Origin of the sequence: Rathayibacter sp. VKM Ac-2856 (assembly GCF_013205055.1) — a bacterium.
GTDB lineage: Bacteria > Actinomycetota > Actinomycetes > Actinomycetales > Microbacteriaceae > Rathayibacter.
In genome coordinates this window covers 1,250,719-1,268,790 of sequence record NZ_JABMLF010000001.1, presented here as the reverse complement: position 1 = coordinate 1,268,790, position 18,072 = coordinate 1,250,719, and the positions used below count along the sequence as shown (strand labels likewise).

Here is an 18,072-nt window from a genome sequence, read left to right as displayed (position 1 = left end):
CTTAGGGTTAGCGGCCGAGCTTGGGGGCGAAGATGCGCGCGACCAGGCGTGCGAGCAGGTTGAGGAGCATGACGATCAGGATGAGGACCAGCGCGCCGGTCCAGGCCCGATCGATGTACGCGGCGGCGTCCGCTCCCTGATCCGCGTACTGGCGGAAGACGAAGACCGGGAGGGTCATCATCCGGTCGTCGAACGGGTTGTAGTTCATCGACTGGGTGAACCCGGCGACGATGAGCAGCGGGGCGGTCTCGCCGATGACGCGGGCGATCGAGAGCATGACGCCCGTGACGATGCCGGCGATCGAGGTCGGCAGGACGATCTTCACGACGGTGAGCCACTTCGGCACACCGAGGGCGAAGGACGCCTCGCGCAGCTCGTTCGGGACCAGCCGCAGCATCTCCTCGGTGGAGCGCACCACGACCGGGATCATCAGCACCGACAGCGCGATCGCGCCGCCGAAGCCCATCCGGACGCCGTCGCCGAAGAGCAGCACCAGGAGCGCGTAGGCGAAGAGGCCGGCGACGATCGAGGGGATGCCGGTCATCACGTCGACGAAGAAGGTGATGCCGCGGGCGAGCGCGCCCCGGCCGTACTCGACGAGGTAGATGGCCGTCATCAGGCCGATCGGGATCGAGATGACCGCGGCCAGCGCCGTGATGATCAGCGTGCCCGTGATCGCGTGCAGCGCGCCGCCGCCCTCGCCGACGACGTTGCGCATCGAGGAGGTGAAGAAGGTGATGTCGAAGCGCGCGGCTCCGGCCGAGACCGCCGTGTACATCAGCGAGATCAGCGGGATCAGCGCGATGACGAACGCAGCGGTGACGAGAGTGGTGACGACCCGGTCCGTGGCGCGGCGCGGACCCTCGACGAGGCGGGCGAGGACGAAGACGGCGACCGTGTAGAGGACGGCGCCGAAGAAGACGGTGCCGACGACGTCGAAGCCCTGGGTGGTGCCCGTGGCGGCGAGGAGGCCGTAGACGAGCGCCATGAGGGCGATGCTGCCGAGCAGCAGTGCGGCGGGCGCCCACTTGGGCAGCTGACCGCTGGTGAGGGTGTTGACCGGCGCAGGGACCGCGTCCTCGACGCGGCGCTGGCGGGGCGGAGTCATCGTGACCATCAGTTCGCTCCCGAGAAGGCCTTGCGGCGGTTGATGATGTAGCGGGCGAGCATGTTGACCAGCAGCGTGATGACGAAGAGCATCAGGCCGGAGGCGACGAGCTCGTTCACCTTGAGGCCGTAGGCCTCGGGGAAGCTCAGCGCGATGTTCGCGGCGACGGTGTTCGAGTTCGTCGACTGCAGCAGGGCGAAGTTCACGACGAAGGACGGCGAGAGCACGATCGCGACCGCCATCGTCTCGCCGAGCGCGCGGCCGAGGCCGAGCATCGACGCGGAGATGATGCCGGGGCGGCCGAAGGGCAGGACCGCGGTGCGGACCATCTCCCAGCGCGTCGCGCCGAGGGCCAGGGCGGCCTCCTCGTGCAGCGTCGGAGTCTGCAGGAAGACCTCGCGCGAGATGGCGGTGACGATCGGCAGGATCATCACCGCGAGCACGAGGGCCACGGTGAGGATCGTGCGGCCCGTGCCGGAGACCGGGCCGTTGAAGAGCGGGAACCAGCCGAAGGCGTCCGTCAGGAACGCGTAGAACGGCTGGACGAAGGGGGCCAGGACGGTGATGCCCCAGAGGCCGAAGACGACCGACGGCACAGCGGCCAGCAGGTCGATCACGTAGCCGAGGCCCTGCGCGAGCCTGCGCGGAGCGTAGTGCGAGATGAAGAGCGCGATGCCGATCGCGATCGGCACGGCGATGACCATCGCGAGTGCCGCGGCGTAGACGGTGCCGAACACCAGAGGTCCGACCCAGGCCCAGAAGCCCGCGCCGCCGGAGATCGAGTCCGGGGCGGCGGTGAGGGCGGGGACCGACTGGACGACCAGGAAGAGGGCGACGGCGGCGAGGATGACGAGGATCAGCGCGCCGGAGGCGACGGCCGTTCCGGAGAAGATCCGGTCTGCGGGCCGCTGCTTCGCCTTGATGGCGCCGACGGGCCGCTCTGCGGTGGTCATGTGGGTGTCCCTGCGTTCGGTGTGGGGGAGGGGGCCGAGCCGTGGCGCGGCCCCGGACCGGCGGGGGTCCGGGGCCGCGTCATGAGGGGGAGATTACTTGATCGACTCGATGGCCGTCGCGACCTGGGTCGACAGCTCGGACGAGAGCGGCGCGGCGCCGGCGGAGGTGGCGGCCTCGGCCTGGCCCTCTTCGCTCGTCACGTAGCCGAGGTACGCCTTGACGAGCTCGCCCGTCGCGGCGTCCTGGTACTCCTGGCAGGCGATGAGGTAGCTCACCAGGACGACCGGGTACACGCCGGCCTCCTCGGAGGCGTAGTCGATCTCGTAGACGATGTCGTTCTCGGGGCGGTCGGTCGCCTCGGGGGACGCGTCGACGATGGCGGCCGCGGCCTCGGGCGAGTAGGCGACGAAGTCCTCGCCGACCTTCACCTTGGCGGTGCCGAGGCTGCCGGCGCGCGAGGCGTCGGCGTAGCCGATGGTGTTCTGGCCGTTGGTGACGGTGTCGATGACGCCCGAGGTGCCCTGGGCCGCCTCGCCGCCCTCGTAGGGCCAGACTCCGTCGGGCTCGGCGTCCCAGACGTCGGGCGCGGTCGCGTTGAGGTACGCGGCGAAGTTCTCGGTGGTGCCCGAGTCGTCCGAGCGGTGCACGGCGGTGATGTTCGCCGAGGGGAGGGTCGCGTCGGGGTTCAGCGCGGCGATCTCGGGCGCGTTCCACGTGGTGATGGTGCCCTTGAAGATGCCCGCGATGGTCGCCGCGTCGAGGTTCAGCTCGTCGACGCCCTCGACGTTGAACACGATCGCGATCGGCGAGATGTAGGCCGGGACGTCGATGGCGGAGGTGCCCTCGACGCACTTGCCGAAGGAGCCGTCGAGCTCCTCGAGCTTGAGCGCGCGGTCGGAGCCGGCGAAGTCGGCACCGCCGGCGATGAACGCCTCGCGGCCCGCGCCGGAGCCGTCGGGGGAGTAGTTGACGGTGACGCCGGTGTTCGCCTGCTGGAAGGCGGAGACCCAGGCCTCCTGGGCCGAGCCCTGGGAGGAGGCGCCGATGCCGTTGAGGGTGCCCTCGAGGGTGCTGGCGGAGGAGGACGAGTCGCCGGAAGCGGCGGCACCCCCCTCGTTGGCAGCACAGGAGGTCAGCGTGATGGCTGCGACGGCGGCGATGACGGCCGCCTGGCCGAGACGCGAGAAACGCACAAGTATCCCTTTCGGGTAGGAAAGCAGGGGGATGGACGGGCTTGGTGCGGCCCGCGAGCGAGCGTACGGAGAGGTCGTGTCCTGGCCCCGTCCGCTCGGTGAACGCGGGGTGAACGACGGGTCGCCCCCAGGCGGAGCGGAGCGCGCAGGAGCAGTATTCGCGCGGCACTCCGGCGTCGCCCCCGCGGGCTCACTCGAGCGGTGCGTGCGTCTCGATCGCGACGATCCCCGAGCCCGGATGCTCGACGGAGAGGTGCACCACGGCGAAGCCGCCGGTGGGCAGATCGGAGGCCTCCTCGAGGTACGGGCCGATCGGCGTGGCTGTGGCCAGCGCCAGCTCGCGGAGGATCACGGGGATCACCGGCCGGTGGCTGCAGAGCACGGCACTCTTGCGCGCCCGCACCCGCTTGCCCACGAGGGAGCGGACGTCGGCACCGCCGTGCTCGTTCGCCTCCTGGCTGAGGTCCTCGGAGAGGCGGACCGGCCGCTTGATCAGGGTGGCGAGCGGCGCGATCGTCGCCCGGCAGCGCTTGGCCGTGCTCGAGACGAGCCGGCGGGGTCGCCAGGCGGCGACGGCGCGACCGGCGGCGGCCGCCTCCTCGACACCCCGGCGGTTGAGCCGCCGGGTCGAGTCGCGCCCGTCCCAGGAGGAGGCGGGGACGGCCTTGGCGTGCCGCAGCACCACGATCGCGAAGGTGTCGTGCGTGCCCCGCGCGACGATCCGGGCGAACTCGTCGACGATCTCCACGTCGTGCGGATAGGTGAGGTAGCTGCGCGCGCGCTTGATCGTGACCCACTCCAGCGCCTCGACCTCGTGATTCGGCACGAAGTCGGAGGCGAGCACGGCCTTCTCGGTCACCCGCGCGGCCCAGTAGTGCACCGCCTTCGGGCGCCCGTTGGGCAGCGTGTACTCGACGGATCCCAGGGGGACGCCGAGCGCGACCCGGAACCCGGTCTCCTCGCGGATCTCGCGCACGGCGGTCTCCGGCAGGGACTCGCCGGGGTCGACCTTGCCCTTGGGCAGGCTGACGTCCCTCCGGTGCGGCCGGTGGATGACGAGGACGTGCGGGCGTCCCTCGATCACCCGCCAGCAGACGGCGCCTGCCGCGTAGACGGTGCCCGTCACGGCGTCAGCGGGTGGAGGCTCGGGAGCCGGTGCGCGTCGCAGTGCGCTTCCGATGCGTGATGTGCGCCATCAGCCGGTTCTGCAGATCGGAGAGGGGCGCGCCGTCCTCGTCGAGGTGGTGCCGCGTCCAGATCCCGTCCGGGCCGAGCCACCACGAGGCGGTCTTCTCGTCCATCGCCCGGTCGAACATGTCGGCGATCTCGCTGAGATGCGCCGGCTCGATGATCCGCACCAGCGCCTCGACGCGGCGGTCGAGGTTGCGGTGCATCATGTCGGCGCTGCCGATGAAGACCTCGGGCTCGCCGCCGTTGACGAAGCTGAAGATGCGCGAGTGCTCGAGGTAGCGGCCGAGGATCGACCGGACCCGGATGGTCTCGGAGAGGCCCTCCTGCCCGGGCTTCAGCCCGCAGATGCCGCGCACCCAGACGTCGACCGGCACGCCGGCCTGGCTCGCCCGGTAGAGCGCGTCGATGACGGACTCGTCCACGATGGAGTTCATCTTGATCCGGATGCCCGAGGGGCGGCCGGCCCGCGCGTTCTCGGTCTCGGTCGCGATGCGCTTCAGCAGCCCCTTGCGGAGGTGGCGCGGGGCGACCAGCAGGCGCTTGAACTTCTTCTCGATGGCGTAGCCCGAGAGCTCGTTGAAGAGGCGGGTGAGGTCCTTGCCGACCTCGGGGTCGGCGGTCAGCAGGCCGAGGTCCTCGTAGATGCGCGAGGTCTTCGGGTTGTAGTTGCCGGTGCCGATGTGGGAGTAGTGCCGCAGCACGCCGCCCTTCTCCTGGCGGATCACCAGCGCGAGCTTGCAGTGGGTCTTCAGCCCGACCAGGCCGTAGACCACGTGCACGCCGGCCTTCTCGAGCTTGCGGGCCCAGGAGATGTTGGCCTTCTCGTCGAAGCGCGCCTTGATCTCGACCAGCGCGAGCACCTGCTTGCCCGACTCCGCGGCGTCGATGAGCGCCTCGACGATGGGGGAGTCGCCCGAGGTGCGGTAGAGCGTCTGCTTGATCGCCAGCACGTCCGGATCGGCCGCCGCCTGCTCGAGGAACGCCTGGACGCTCGTCGCGAAGGACTCGTAGGGGTGGTGCAGCAGCACGTCGCCGCGCGAGACCGCCTTGAAGATGTCCTGGCGCTGGTTCGGCTCGCTCGGCGAGAGCTGGACCGCCGTCGTCGGGACGTGGTTGGGGTACTTGAGGTCGGGCCGGTCGATCTTCTGCAGGCTGAACAGACCGCCGAGGTCCAGCGGCGCGGGCAGCTTGTAGACCTCCTGGGTGGTGATGTCGAGCTCGCGGACGAGGAGCCCGAGGGTCTCGTCGTCCATGTCGTCGGTGACCTCGAGGCGGATGGGCGGGCCGAAGCGACGGCGCAGCAGCTCCTTCTCGAGGGCCTTGATCAGGTTCTCGGTCTCGTCCTCGTCGACCTCGACGTCCTCGTTGCGGGTGACCCGGAAGACGTGGTGGTCGAGGATCTCCATGCCCGGGAAGAGGTCGTCGAGCTGGTTCGCGATCAGGTCCTCGAGCGAGATGAACCGCATCGGCTCGCCGGGAGCGGCGACACCGGCGATCCGCACGAAGCGCGGCAGCATCTGCGGCACCTTCAGGCGGGCGAACTCGGTCTTCTGCGTCTTGGGGTTCCGCACCCGCACCGAGAGGTTGAGCGAGAGCCCGGAGATGTAGGGGAAGGGGTGCGCCGGGTCGACGGCCAGCGGCATCAGCACCGGGAACACCTGCGCGGAGAAGTAGTCGTCGAGCACCTCGCGCTCGGCGTCGCTGAGCTCGCTCCAGCGGACGATGTCGATGCCGGCGTCCCGCAGGGCCGGCTCGACGAGCTCCTTGAAGGCGCGCGAGTGCCGCTGCTGCAGCAGGTGCGCCTTCTCCGAGATGTCGGTGAGCACGTCCACCGGCACGCGGCCGATGTTCGTGGGCAGCGCCAGCCCCGTGAGGATGCGGCGCTTCAGCCCGGCGACGCGGACCATGAAGAACTCGTCGAGGTTGGACGAGAAGATCGCGAGGAAGTTCGCCCGCTCGAGCGCGGGGACCAGCGGGTCCTCGGCCAGCTCGAGCACGCGCTGGTTGAACGCCAGCCAGCTCAGCTCGCGGTCGAGGTAGCGGTCGTCCGGCAGCAGGGGGTCGGAGTGGCCCTCCTCCTCCTCGTCGAAGTCGTCGTCGAGGTCGTCGCTCAGGCCGTCTTCGAGAATCAGGTTGTCGCCGTCCATGCGACCATCCTGGCACCGCGTCGGACGCGCTCGCGCCGCCCGTGGTGAATGCCGGGTGAACCCGGCCTGGGGAGGAGAGGCGGGGTCAGCGGACCGCGGGCCGGCGGTGCAGGTACTGCACGTCGACGGCGGCGTCGGTGAAGCCGAGCGAGCGGTAGAGCGCCACGGCGGAGCGGTTCTCGGCCTCCACGTAGAGATCCGCGATCGTGCAGCCGCGCTCCACCATCCGCGCGAGGCCGGCGCCGAGCAGCGTGCGGCCGAGGCCGCGTCCCGCCGTCTCCGGTGCCACGCCGAGCACGTAGATCTCGCCCGTGGTCGCCTCCGGTTCGATCTTCAGCCAGTCGTAGCCGACGAGCGCACCCGCCGCGTCACGGAGCAGCAGGAAGTCGCCGTCGTCGTACCAGGACTCGGCCCGGCGCGCGGCCAGGTCCTCCTCGGTGATCCGCCCCTGCTCGGGGTGCGCGGCGAAGACGCGGGCGTTGAGGGCGACCCACTCCGCCGGGTCGAGGTCGCGGCCGTCCGACAGCGAGAAGCCCTCGGGGACGACCACCTCGGGCGCGACCAGCGGATCGAGCGCGAGGTGCAGCAGCGTCCGCACCGGCGCGAAGTCGTGCGAGGCGGCGAGTGCCCTCGCCGCCGGGTGGTCGCCGTGCGCCCAGGCGAGCAGCCCGGTGCGCCCGCTCGCGAGCACCTGGTCGAGGACGGCGCGGCCGAAGCCCACGCCGCGCCACTCCGGATCGACGACGAACTCGAGCTCGCCCTGCCCGAGGATCGCGGCCGCCACCACGACGTCGGCGCGGAGGCCGACGAGCAGGGTCCGCGACCCCGCACGGGCGTCGATCAGGGTCTGATCGCTGAACGGGGGCCGGCCGTCGAACCAGGCGGCCCGGCCGATCAGGTGCTCGAGACCCGCGGCGACGGCGGGCTCGGCCAGGTTCTCAACCGAGAGATTGAGCGACTCGTTCATTGTCCTCTTCGTACACGTTGAAGCGGTATCCGACGTTGCGGACGGTCCCGATGAGCGATTCGAGGTCGCCGAGCTTGGCGCGCAGGCGCCGCACGTGCACGTCGACGGTGCGGGTGCCGCCGAAGTAGTCGTAGCCCCAGACCTCGCTGAGCAGCTGCTCGCGGGTGAAGACGCGCGACGGGTGCGTCGCGAAGAAGCGCAGCAGCTCGAACTCCTTGAAGGTGAGGTCGAGCGGACGACCGTGCACCTTCGCCGAGTAGCTCGCCTCGTCGATCACGACGCCGGACGCCTGGATGCGCGACGTCGACTGCTCCTGCGCGAGACGGCCGATGACCAGCCGGATGCGCGCGTCGACCTCCGCCGGGCCGGCGGAGTCGAGGATCACGTCGTTCACGCCCCAGTCCGCCGAGACGGCGGTGAGGCCGCCCTCGGTGAGGATGAGGATGAGCGGGACGTTGATGCCGGTGGTGGTCAGGATCTTGCAGAGCGACTTCGCGCTGGCCAGGTCCTGCCGGGCGTCGACGAAGATCAGGTCGCAGCTCGGGGCGTTCACGAGGTGCGCCGGCTCGGCGGGGATCTGCCGGGTCTTGTGGCTCAGCAGGCCCAGCGCGGGGAGGACCTCCGAGCCACCGGCTGAGGTCAGTATCAACAACTGCGCCACGGATCCTCCAGGATTGGTCTCCGGCAATACTAGCGGCGGGTCGGAGAGGCCGATTCCCTGAGGCACAATTGGGGGATGGGCAGGGATCGCGCGGGGGTGGGTGCGGTCTGGGCGCTCGCGCTGGTCGGCTCCGTCGTCACGCTCGTGCTCGCCCCGTCCGGCTCGCAGCAGCTCTGGCTCGCTCTGACCTTCGGCGGCTGCGTCCTCGCGACCTTCGCCGTGCAGCTCGCCGTCGCGAAGGCGAGCGGCTACCTGGTCCGCACCATGACGAGCGTGGTCGGCGCGATGATCGTCGTCGCCCTCGCCAGCGGGATCGCCGCGCTCACCTCGCTCTGATCGGGCCTCCTCCACCCCGCCGTGTCGGTGACCGCGGATAGGATGGAGCCATGCTTCTCGCCCTCGAACTCTTCTATCTCGGACTGCTCGGGCTCGCCTCCCTCGCGATCGCGTGGGTCTCCGGCGTGGTCGTCTACAAGCTCTACCGCGGCCAGCGCTGACCGCCGCCGGAGCAGATGTGATCTCCCTCCCCACGGGACTCCCGCCCGAGCTGGTCCCGCTCTCCTGGCTGCTCGGCGTCTGGGAGGGATCGGGTGTCATCGACTACGCCGTCGGCGACGACTCCGTGCAGGCGGAGTTCGGCCACCGGGTCAGCTTCAGCTACGACGGGCTGCCGTACCTCAACTACAGCTCCTACACCTGGCTGATCGAGGACGACAGCGAGGCCGGCCACCGCCCGCTCGTCAGCGAGACGGGCTACTGGCGCCTCAGCCGCCCGCTGACCGACGCCGACGCGGGCCCCGGGATGCTGCCCGGCCGCGGTGCCCCCGCCTTCCCCGATGCGGAGTCCGTCGAGACGCTGCGCAACGGCGCCGGCGGCTTCGACATCGAGGTGTCGCTCGTCCACCCCGACGGCGTCAGCGAGCTGTACCTCGGCCAGGTCAAGGGCCCGCGGATCGACCTCGCGACCGACGCCGTCATGCGCACGGCCGCCGCGAAGGACTACGCCGCCGCCACCCGCCTCTACGGGCTCGTCGACGAGCACCTGCTCTGGGCCTGGGACATCGCCGCGCTCGGCCAGGGGCTCCGCACCCACTCCTCCGGAAGGCTCGCCCGTGTCGAATGACGCCGCGTCCACCGCGCTGCCGCCGGTCTCCCCGCTCCTCTCCGTCCCCGGGGCCGTCGTCGGCACCAGCGCGGCCGAGCCCGGCGTCGCCGCGCACTACGGCGAGCCGTTCCGCGAGCAGCGCTCGCTCGCCGCGGGCACCGCGATCGTCGACCTCTCGGGCCGCGGCGTCGTCACCGTCACCGGTCCCGACCGCCTCACCTGGCTCGACTCGCTGACCAGCCAGGCGCTCGCCCGCCTCGCGCCCGGCGGCTCCGCCGAGACCCTGCTCCTCGACCCGTCCGGCCGGATCGAGCACCTCATCCGCGTCGTCGATGACGGCGAGACGGCGTGGCTCCTGCTCGACCGCGACGAGACCGCCGGGCTCGCGGCCTGGCTCGACCGGATGCGCTTCATGCTCCGCGTCGAGGTCGCCGACCGCACGGCGGAGTTCGCGACGCTCGCGACCCTCGGCGAGGGCCCCGCGACCGCGCTGGCCCTCGAGCTCGCGGGGGAGTCCGGCATCAGCTGGCTCGACCCGTGGGCGCAGGTGCAGCCCGGCGGCTGGCAGTACGCGACCGCCCCCGCGCATCCCGCGAGCGGCTGGAGTGCGCGCGAGACCCTGGTGCCGCGCGACGCGCTCGAGCAGCTCGCCGCGCGAGCCCGCGCCGCCGGCGTCGCCCTGGCCGGCGCGGACGCCCTCGAGGCGCTCCGCATCGCCGCCTGGCGCCCCCGGCACGCGACCGAGGTCGACGACCGGTCGATCCCGCACGAGCTCGACCTGCTCCGCTCCTCCGTGCACCTGGCGAAGGGCTGCTACCGCGGGCAGGAGACGGTCGCGAAGGTGCACAACCTCGGCCACCCGCCCCGCCGCCTCGTGCTGCTGCAGCTCGACGGCTCCGACTCCGCCCTGCCCCGGCACGGCGACGTCGTCACGGCGCTGAAGGGCGGCGAGCCGGTCGAGGTCGGCACCGTCACCGCGAGCGCCTGGCACTACGAGGACGGTCCCGTCGCGCTCGCCGTGGTGAAGCGCTCGGTCCCCGTCGACCTCGAGCTGACCGTGCTCGCGGGCGACGTCCGCGTCGCCGCCGCGCAGGAGGTCGTCGTCCCGCCCGGTGCGGGAGCGGAGGCGGGAGTGCCCCGCCTGCCCCGCCTCGGGGCAGCGACCAGGTAGGCCACGCCGTGGTGGCCGCAGGACCCGCTCGGCGGGGTCGGGCGGCCTCGCGGATCCGCGGCCTCGTCCGCCTCGACGACGTCCGGCCCGGCCGCGGCGTCGCCCGCGCGGTGGCGTCGCTGCCCGCGGTGCTGCAGATCGTCGTCGCGGCGGTCCTCGCCTACTCCGTCTCGCGCTTCGTCTTCGGGCACCCGGCGCCCGTGCTCTCGCTGACGGCGACGATCTCGAGTCTCGGCATCGCCCGCGACACCCGGCCCCGGCAGGTGGCGGAGACCGCGATCGGCATGCTGATCGGGATCACCGCGAGCGAGGTGCTGCTCCTGCTCTGGGGCACCGGGGTCTGGCAGCTGGCCGTCGTCCTCGCGATCGTCTTCACGGTGGGACGGGCGCTCTCGCCGTCCCCCGGCTTCGCGGTGGCGGCCGGCACCCAGGCGATGCTCGTGATGATCCTGCCCGCGCCCGACGGCGGCGTGTTCACGCGGAGCCTCGACGGGCTGGTCGGCGGACTCGCCGCGCTGCTGTGCACGGCGATCGTGCCGCGGAACCCGCTCCGGGCGGCGCGCGGGGAGGCGCGGTGGCTGGTCTCGGCGCTCGCCGAGACGATCGACGAGCTGGCCGACGCGCTCCGCCGGGGCGACCCGTCGGCGTCCGCCGCCGCCCTCGAGCGCGTCCGCTCCACCCAGCCCGTCATCGACGGCTGGACCGCGGCCCTCGACTCGGCGATCGGCGTCGCGCGGATCTCGCCGTTCGTGCGGCGGCACCGCGCCGAGCTGGAGCGCCAGCGCACGATGCTCGCCGCCCTCGATCTCGCGACCCGCAACCTCCGCATCGTCGCGCGGCGCACCGACTTCCTGGTCGGGGACGCCGTGCCGCGCCCGGCGCTCGCCGACGTCGTCGCGGGCTTCGGACCCGGGGTCTCGCTCCTCGGCCGGGCCGTCACCGAGCCCGCCGTGCTCGCCCTCGCCCGTCAGGACCTGGTCCTGCTCGCGACGACCCTCGACCCGCAGTCGCTGATCCCGGAGGCGCGACTGGCGGAGAAGACGCTGCTCGTCATCCTCCGCCCGCTCGTGGTCGACCTGCTGACGGCGACCGGGGCGACCGCGGCCGACGCGCGAGCCGCGCTGCCCGAGCTCGCCTGACTCGTCGCGGGCCCGGCGCAGAGCCCGGCTCGCAGGAGCCCGGCGGTGCAGAGCCCGGCGGTGCAGAGCCCGGCGGTGCAGAGCCCGGCGGTGCAGAGTCCGGCGGTGCAGAGATCAGAGGAGCGACGGGGTCGCCTCGAGCGGCGCGATCGCGTCCCAGGCGACGCTCACCTCTCCGAGCCGCCACCGCCGCCGCCCGCCGAGGATCGGCCACTCGCCGCGGAGGGACTCGACTGCCGCGATCCAGCGCTGGGTCGGCCCGTAGACGGCCAGCGGGGCGCCGTGCACCCAGGCCCGCTCGAGCGCGAGGAGGAACGCGTGCACCGGCTCGCCGGCGACGTTGCGGTGGATCAGCGCCTTCGGCAGCCGCTCCGCCGCGATCATCGGCGAGGGCACGGCGCCGAGCCGGAGCGACAGGGTGAGGGAGCGCGGACCCTCCCGCCCGATCTCGATCCAGGTGCAGATCCGGCCGATCTCGTCGCAGGTGCCCTCCACCAGCACTCCGTCGGGCGTGAGCCGGTCGGTCATCATGCGCCACGCCTCGGCGACGGCGGACTCGTCGTACTGGCGGAGGACGTTGAAGGCGCGGACGACGCTCGCGCGCTGCCGTCCGGGCAGGGGGACCTCGAAGCCGCCGCGCTCGAACCGCACCCGGGCGTCCGCGGGGAAGGCGGTCCCGCCCGCGCGGACCTGCTCGAGCTGCTGCCGCGCCGTCTCCACGCGCGCCGGCTCGATCTCGAAGCCGACCACGTCGACGCCCGGTGCCGCGCGGACGAGCCGGTGGTGCAGCTCGAGCGTCGTCACCGCGCTCGCGCCGAAGCCGAGATCGACCACGACGGGCGCCGCGGTGCTGCGCAGGACCGGCAGCTCGGCCAGCCGGCGATCGACGCGGCGGAGGCGGTTGGTGCCCGTCGTGCCGCGGGTGACGGCTCCGATCGGCATGGCTCCCAGCGTATCCGGGGGCGCAGGGGCCGCCTCTAAGCTGGACGCATGTCCGAGACCTACACCCTCATCCTCGTGCGCCACGGCAACAGCGAGTGGAACCAGAAGAACCTCTTCACCGGCTGGGTCGACGTGCGGCTCACCGAGCAGGGCGTCGCGGAGGCCACCCGCGCCGGCGAGCTGCTGGTCGAGGCGGGGCTGCACCCCGACGTCGTCTACACCTCACGCCAGACCCGGGCGATCCAGACCGCGAACATCGCGCTCGAGAAGGCCGACCGCCTGTGGATCGACGTGAAGCGCTCCTGGCGCCTCAACGAGCGCCACTACGGCGCGCTGCAGGGCAAGGACAAGGCGCAGACGCTCGCCGAGTACGGTCCCGAGCAGTTCATGACCTGGCGCCGCTCGTTCGACGTGCCGCCGCCCCCCATCGACGACGAGGACCAGTACTCGCAGGCGCACGACGAGCGCTACGCCGACCTCGGCGACGACCTGCCCCGCACCGAGTCGCTCAAGCTCGTCATCGAGCGGATGCTGCCCTACTGGGAGTCGGACATCAAGCCGGACCTCGCCTCGGGCAAGACCGTGATGATCACCGCGCACGGCAACTCGCTGCGCGCGCTGGTGAAGACCCTCGACGGCATCTCCGACTCCGACATCGCCGAGCTGAACATCCCCACCGGCATCCCGCTGGTCTACACGCTCGACGAGGACTTCGAGCCGATCGGCGAGGCCCGCTACCTCGACCCCGAGGCCGCCGCCGCCGGCGCCGCCGCCGTCGCGGCCCAGGGCGCCAAGAAGTAGCCGGCACGTCCCCTGCCGGTCGAGTAGCCGCGCTGCGCGGCGTCTCGAGACCCGCGCCTGCACCCCGGCGGATCTCGATACGCGCGCTGCGCGCGCTACTCGATCAGCATGACGTGAGCAGGTCGCGGTACGCGCCCCTGCCCATGCTGGTCGAGTAGCCGCGCTACGCGGCGTCCCGAGACCCCGCGCCCGAACGACGGTGGATCTCGATGCGCGCGCTGCGCGCGCTACTCGATCAGCATGGTTCGCGCGACACACGCGCTACTCGATCACCATGACGTGAGCAGGCCGCGGCACGCGCCCCCGCCCATGCCGATCGAGTAGCCGCGGCACGCGGCGTATCGAGACCCCGCGCCCGCACGACGGTGAATCTCGATACGCGCGCTGCGTGCGCTACTCGATCAACATGGTCCGCGTCCGCGCGACACTCGATCCCCTTGGTTCGACTAGGCCGCGGCACGCGCCCCTCCCCATGCCGGTCGAGTAGCCGCGGCACGCGGCGTATCGAGACCCCGCGCCCGCACGACGGTGGATCTCGATACGCACGCTGCGCGCGCTACTCGATCAACATGGTCCGCGCTGTGGCCGCTCTACTCGATCAGCATGGTCCGCGCGCTGCGCGCGCTACTCGATCAGCGTGGTCCGACGAGGCCGCGGCACGCGCCCCTGCAAGTAGCCGCGGCACGCGGCGCATCGAGACCCCGCGCCTGCATGCTCGCGCGCGACTCGATGAGCAGGGACGCTGAGCGCAGAGACCAGCCGCCCCCCACGAGGCGAACGGGTGAATCGCGTGCCAGCGATTCGCCCTAGCCGCACGCCCCCCGCTCTGCGGAACGCACCCCGCGCCCTGCCGACCGCGGTCGATATCGCGCTCGCGCGACATCGACAAATAGGCTCAGCCCCAGTCGCCCGAGACCAGGTACTGGACCTTCTTGGCGATCGAGACGGCGTGGTCGGCGAAGCGCTCGTGGTAGCGGCTGGCGAGGGTCGCGTCGACGGTGTCGGCGGCCTGGCCCTTCCACGCCTCGCTGAGGACCTTGTCGAAGACGCTGACGTGCAGCTCGTCGATCTTGTCGTCCTCGTCGCGGATCTCCTCGGCGATGCGGGGGTCCTGCGAGCGCAGCAGCTCGGTGAGCTTGTGCGCGACGACCACGTCGAGGCGGCCCATCTCGACGAACGTCGGGCGGAGCGACTTCGGCACGACCTTGTCGGGGAACCGGTAGCGCGAGAGCTGGGCGATGTGCTCGGCGATGTCGCCCATCCGCTCGAGCGACGCGCTGATCCGCAGCGCGGACACGACGGTCCGCAGGTCGCGGGCGACCGGTCCCTGGCGGGCGAGGATGTCGATCGCCAGCTCGTCGAGGCTGATGGCGAGCTCGTCGATCCGGGCGTCGCTCGCGATGACCTCCTCGGCGAGGGAGACGTCGGAGTGGTTGAACGCCTGGGTCGCCTTCTCGATCGCGATCTCGACGAGTCCGGAGATCTCGACGAGCCGATCCTGGACCTCGGCCAGCTCCTGCTGGAAAACTTCGCGCATCTTCTTCTCGACCCTCTCTGCGGCACGCTCGGAGGCCGGTGCCGTTCCGCGTCGCGCACGACGCTGTGACTGCGCCAGGTCGGCGCAGGCGCAGCAATGATGACCACGACAGGTTAACGAACGGTGCCGAGCGTTTGAACAGTACTCGACCCGCGACCCGTCGCCGGGCATCCGGTAGGGAGACGTCCGGTGGATGGTTAGCCTGGGTGCGTGGATCCGGGCCTGATCGTCGTGCTGTCGCTCGTTCTCGGCATCGTCATCGGGATCGTCGTCACCAGCGTCGTGATGCTCGCGGCGCGCCAGGGGCGGATCGCGACGGAGGTCGTCAGTGTCGGCCTGCCCGAGGGGATCGGCGCGATCATCGACGCCGTCGGCGCCCCCGCCTTCGTGACCGACCCGTCCCACAACGTCCTCAAGGCGTCCGCCCGGGCGATCTCGCTCGGCCTGGTCTCGCAGGACACGCTGCTGCACCCGGACCTCGTCGCGATCGTCGACCGGGTGCGCCGCTTCGGCGACGACATCGAGCAGGACCTGGAGCTCGCGACCAGCCCGCTCTCCGACGCCGCGGTCACCCTGGTCGTGCACGCCACGCGCCTGGGCTCCCGCTTCGTCCTCGTGCTCGCCGAGGACCACACCGAGGCCCGGCGGCTGGAGGCGGTGCGCCGGGACTTCGTCGCGAACATCTCGCACGAGCTGAAGACCCCGATCGGCGCCGTCGGCCTCCTCGCCGAGGCCCTCGACTCCGCCGCCGACGACCCGGTGCAGGTCCGCCGCTTCGCGCACCGCCTGACCCAGGAGTCGCACCGCCTCGCGAAGATCACCCGCGAGATCATCGAGCTGTCCCGCCTGCAGTCGGCCGACGTCGCCGGATCCGCCGAGGTGGTCCGCGTCGACGACATCGTGGTCGCCGCACTCGAGACCACGCACGTGCTGGCGGAGTCGCACGACGTCACCCTCGTCAAGGGCGGGATGAAGAAGGCGTACGTCGCCGGCCAGGAGAAGATGCTCGTCTCGGCGCTGCACAACCTGCTCGCGAACGCCATCCAGTACTCGCCTCCCGGCTCCCGCGTCGGGATCGGCGTCCGCTCCACCGGCGGCGTCGTCGAGATCGCCGTCACCGACCAGGGCATCGGCATCCCCGAGGAGGACCTCGACCGGGTGTTCGAGCGCTTCTACCGCGTCGACCAGGCGCGCTCGCGCCACACCGGCGGCACCGGTCTCGGCCTCAGCATCGTCAAGCACGCCGTGCAGAACCACGGCGGCGACGTCCGCGTCTGGTCCAAGCCCGGACGCGGCAGCACCTTCACCATCCGACTCCCCGAAGTAGACCCGGCCAGGACGCCGTTCGCGTCCTCCGCCCCGATAGGAGACACCGCGTGACCAGCATCCTGCTCGTCGAGGACGAGAGCGCCCTCAGCGAGCCGCTCAGCTACCTGCTCGAACGCGAGGGCTACGACGTCACCGTCGCCGAGGACGGCCTGCGCGCCGTCTCCGCCTTCGACGAGGGCGACTACGACCTGATCCTGCTCGACCTCATGCTCCCCGGCATGCCCGGCACCGAGGTGTGCCGCGAGATCCGCACCCGCTCCGCGGTCCCGATCATCATGGTCACCGCGAAGGACTCCGAGGTGGACATCGTCGTCGGACTCGAGCTGGGCGCCGACGACTACGTCACCAAGCCCTACTCGACCCGCGAGCTGCTCGCCCGCATCCGCGCCGTCCTCCGCCGCCGCACCGAGGACCCGGGGGAGGAGCGCATCGTCGTCGCCGGCCCCGTCCGCATGGACATCGAGCGCCACACCGTCGAGGTCGACGGCGTCGAGACGCCCATGCCGCTCAAGGAGTTCGAGCTCCTCGAGATGCTGCTCCGCAACGCCGGCCGCGTGCTCACCCGCGGTCAGCTGATCGACCGCGTCTGGGGCAGCGACTACTTCGGCGACACCAAGACCCTCGACGTCCACGTGAAGCGCATCCGCTCCAAGATCGAGAAGACGCCGAAGGAGCCGGTGCTCCTGGTTACTGTCCGCGGCCTCGGCTACCGCTTCGACGCCTGATCGCGATCGCGGGGCCTGGCGGAGGCGTCTGCGGCGTTGTCGTCGGTTGCGATACCGCCGGTATCGCGCCCTCCTCCGCCTTGCAGCCACCCCCACCAGGCCCCGCGATCCACTTCTGACAGCGGTCGGTGGGGCCGTCGCTGCGCGACGAGCCGGGGGTGGGGCCGTCGCTGCGCGACGAGCGAGGGCGGCGGCGGCCCATGCTGGTCGAGTAGGCGCCGGAGGCGGCGTATCGAGACCCACCGTGGCAGTGCATGCGGAGTGCAGACGGGGCCGTCGCTGCGCGACGAGCTAGGGGGCGGCGGATCATGCTGGTCGAGTAGCCGCCGGAGGAGGCGTATCGAGACCCACCGTGTCAGTGCATGCGGAGTGCAGACGGGGCCGTCGCTGCGCGACGAGCCGGGGGTGGGGCCGTCGCTGCGCGACGAGCGAGGGCGGCGGCGCAGACGACGAAGGCCCGGCCACCGGGGTGGACGGGCCTTCGAGGGGGGAGTGCTACTCGGCGGCGGGGGTGTCGACGCCCGGCTCGGCCGTCGGGGTCGGCAGCGCGGTCTGCGCCGGGTCCGGCGTCGGCGCGAGCGTCGGGGTCGCCGACGGGGCCGGGGTGAGCGTCGCGTACGCCTCGAGGTCGTTGCGCAGGATCGGCACGAGGAGCTCCGCGCCCTCCTCCGAGCCGTACTGGAAGTAGACGGGGAAGAGGCTGCCCGGCAGCGTGTCCAGGCCCTCCATCAGGACGGACTCGGTGCTGTCCGGGCGGATCTCCGTGCGACCGGGGACCGCGTCCACCGTGTCGCTCGTGCGGCCGGTGCTCGCGTCGTACTGCACCTCGACGCTGAGCGTCTCGTCGGTGTCGTTGATCAGCGAGACGACGAGCGTGCCGACCTCGCCGTCCTCCGAGATGATCATCGCGTTGCGGATGTCGAGGTCGCCGACCGTCGCACCCACCCCGTCGCTGGGGTCGTAGATGGCCCGGGTCGCCTGCGGGGCGACCAGGTTGCAGCCGGCGGTGGCGAGAGCGACGCCGACCGCGAGAACGACGGATGCAGCGATGCGCGCCTTCACGGGTTCCTCCAGATCATCGGCTCCGCCCACCCCGGACAGG

17 protein-coding genes are annotated in these 18,072 nt (G+C 71.8%); 7 read left to right on the top strand and 10 right to left on the bottom strand.

Annotation, left to right across the window (positions count from 1 at the left end; all coding sequences use genetic code 11):
• Positions 1-7: 7 nt before the first annotated feature.
• The 7 genes from pstA to HQQ82_RS05820 all read right to left on the bottom strand — a co-directional run bounded on the left by pstA (position 8) and on the right by HQQ82_RS05820 (position 8,221).
• Complete coding sequence (gene pstA / locus HQQ82_RS05850) at positions 8-1,108, bottom strand: phosphate ABC transporter permease PstA (RefSeq protein WP_173232061.1); 1,101 nt, start codon at positions 1,106-1,108, stop codon at positions 8-10.
• 8 nt (positions 1,109-1,116) lie between these two features.
• The gene (gene pstC, locus HQQ82_RS05845) at positions 1,117-2,061 is read right to left on the bottom strand and encodes a phosphate ABC transporter permease subunit PstC (protein WP_173232060.1); all 945 of its coding nucleotides are present in this window, start codon (positions 2,059-2,061) and stop codon (positions 1,117-1,119) included.
• A gap of 93 nt (positions 2,062-2,154) precedes the next feature.
• Positions 2,155-3,255, bottom strand: a complete 1,101-nt coding sequence (locus HQQ82_RS05840) for a phosphate ABC transporter substrate-binding protein PstS (RefSeq protein ID WP_173232059.1) — start codon at positions 3,253-3,255, stop codon at positions 2,155-2,157.
• 190 nt (positions 3,256-3,445) lie between these two features.
• Positions 3,446-4,381, bottom strand: coding sequence for an NUDIX hydrolase (locus tag HQQ82_RS20275; protein ID WP_173232058.1), 936 nt, complete (start codon positions 4,379-4,381; stop codon positions 3,446-3,448).
• A gap of 4 nt (positions 4,382-4,385) precedes the next feature.
• Positions 4,386-6,593 carry an RNA degradosome polyphosphate kinase gene (locus HQQ82_RS05830; protein WP_173232057.1) on the bottom strand — a complete coding sequence of 736 codons (2,208 nt, stop codon included), beginning with the start codon at positions 6,591-6,593 and terminating at the stop codon, positions 4,386-4,388.
• A gap of 85 nt (positions 6,594-6,678) precedes the next feature.
• Complete coding sequence (mshD, locus tag HQQ82_RS05825; protein WP_173232056.1) at positions 6,679-7,560, bottom strand: mycothiol synthase; 882 nt, start codon at positions 7,558-7,560, stop codon at positions 6,679-6,681.
• A complete protein-coding gene (locus HQQ82_RS05820) occupies positions 7,532-8,221 on the bottom strand; it encodes a winged helix-turn-helix domain-containing protein (protein WP_123445147.1) in 690 nt (229 codons plus the stop codon). Before HQQ82_RS05820 ends, mshD begins: the two co-directional genes overlap by 29 nt.
• 75 nt (positions 8,222-8,296) lie before the next feature.
• Between HQQ82_RS05820 and HQQ82_RS05815 the strand changes: the two genes are divergently transcribed.
• The 4 genes from HQQ82_RS05815 (at position 8,297) to HQQ82_RS05800 (ending at position 11,636) form a co-directional block, all read left to right on the top strand.
• Positions 8,297-8,557, top strand: a complete 261-nt coding sequence (locus HQQ82_RS05815) for a hypothetical protein (protein WP_173232055.1) — start codon at positions 8,297-8,299, stop codon at positions 8,555-8,557.
• Positions 8,558-8,735: 178 nt separating this feature from the next.
• A complete protein-coding gene (locus HQQ82_RS05810) occupies positions 8,736-9,344 on the top strand; it encodes an FABP family protein (protein WP_173232054.1) in 609 nt (202 codons plus the stop codon).
• Positions 9,334-10,497 carry a folate-binding protein YgfZ gene (locus HQQ82_RS05805; protein ID WP_367947828.1) on the top strand — a complete coding sequence of 388 codons (1,164 nt, stop codon included), beginning with the start codon at positions 9,334-9,336 and terminating at the stop codon, positions 10,495-10,497. Before HQQ82_RS05810 ends, HQQ82_RS05805 begins: the two co-directional genes overlap by 11 nt.
• Before the next feature lie 8 nt (positions 10,498-10,505).
• The gene (locus tag HQQ82_RS05800; protein ID WP_173232053.1) at positions 10,506-11,636 is read left to right on the top strand and encodes an FUSC family protein; all 1,131 of its coding nucleotides are present in this window, start codon (positions 10,506-10,508) and stop codon (positions 11,634-11,636) included.
• 114 nt (positions 11,637-11,750) lie between these two features.
• Here HQQ82_RS05800 and HQQ82_RS05795 read toward each other — a convergent pair whose 3' ends face one another.
• Complete coding sequence (locus tag HQQ82_RS05795; protein ID WP_173232052.1) at positions 11,751-12,578, bottom strand: class I SAM-dependent methyltransferase; 828 nt, start codon at positions 12,576-12,578, stop codon at positions 11,751-11,753.
• A gap of 48 nt (positions 12,579-12,626) precedes the next feature.
• Between HQQ82_RS05795 and HQQ82_RS05790 the strand changes: the two genes are divergently transcribed.
• On the top strand, positions 12,627-13,379 hold the full coding sequence (locus HQQ82_RS05790) for a phosphoglyceromutase (RefSeq protein WP_173232051.1): 753 nt from the start codon (positions 12,627-12,629) through the stop codon (positions 13,377-13,379).
• Between the two features lie 895 nt (positions 13,380-14,274).
• Here HQQ82_RS05790 and phoU read toward each other — a convergent pair.
• Positions 14,275-14,916 (bottom strand): phosphate signaling complex protein PhoU, encoded by a 642-nt coding sequence (phoU, locus tag HQQ82_RS05785; protein ID WP_173232050.1) that lies wholly within the window; start codon positions 14,914-14,916, stop codon positions 14,275-14,277.
• A 210-nt stretch (positions 14,917-15,126) separates the two neighbouring features.
• On the opposite strand from phoU, the gene HQQ82_RS05780 reads away from it, so the two are divergent.
• Complete coding sequence (locus tag HQQ82_RS05780; protein WP_173232049.1) at positions 15,127-16,296, top strand: ATP-binding protein; 1,170 nt, start codon at positions 15,127-15,129, stop codon at positions 16,294-16,296.
• A complete protein-coding gene (locus HQQ82_RS05775; protein WP_173232048.1) occupies positions 16,293-16,970 on the top strand; it encodes a response regulator transcription factor in 678 nt (225 codons plus the stop codon). The genes HQQ82_RS05780 and HQQ82_RS05775 overlap by 4 nt, the downstream gene beginning before the upstream one ends.
• 495 nt (positions 16,971-17,465) lie before the next feature.
• Here HQQ82_RS05775 and HQQ82_RS05770 read toward each other — a convergent pair whose 3' ends face one another.
• Positions 17,466-18,032 carry a hypothetical protein gene (locus HQQ82_RS05770; protein ID WP_173232047.1) on the bottom strand — a complete coding sequence of 189 codons (567 nt, stop codon included), beginning with the start codon at positions 18,030-18,032 and terminating at the stop codon, positions 17,466-17,468.
• Positions 18,033-18,072: the final 40 nt, after the last annotated feature.

Coding starts and splice junctions, on each gene's coding strand:
- pstC (WP_173232060.1), bottom strand. CDS start 2,061: ATGACCACCGCAGAGCGGCCCGTCGGCGCCATCAAGGCGAAGCAGCGG.
- HQQ82_RS05815 (WP_173232055.1), top strand. CDS start 8,297: ATGGGCAGGGATCGCGCGGGGGTGGGTGCGGTCTGGGCGCTCGCGCTG.
- phoU (WP_173232050.1), bottom strand. CDS start 14,916: ATGCGCGAAGTTTTCCAGCAGGAGCTGGCCGAGGTCCAGGATCGGCTC.
- HQQ82_RS05830 (WP_173232057.1), bottom strand. CDS start 6,593: ATGGACGGCGACAACCTGATTCTCGAAGACGGCCTGAGCGACGACCTC.
- pstA (WP_173232061.1), bottom strand. CDS start 1,108: ATGACTCCGCCCCGCCAGCGCCGCGTCGAGGACGCGGTCCCTGCGCCG.
- mshD (WP_173232056.1), bottom strand. CDS start 7,560: ATGAACGAGTCGCTCAATCTCTCGGTTGAGAACCTGGCCGAGCCCGCC.
- HQQ82_RS05795 (WP_173232052.1), bottom strand. CDS start 12,578: ATGCCGATCGGAGCCGTCACCCGCGGCACGACGGGCACCAACCGCCTC.
- HQQ82_RS05790 (WP_173232051.1), top strand. CDS start 12,627: ATGTCCGAGACCTACACCCTCATCCTCGTGCGCCACGGCAACAGCGAG.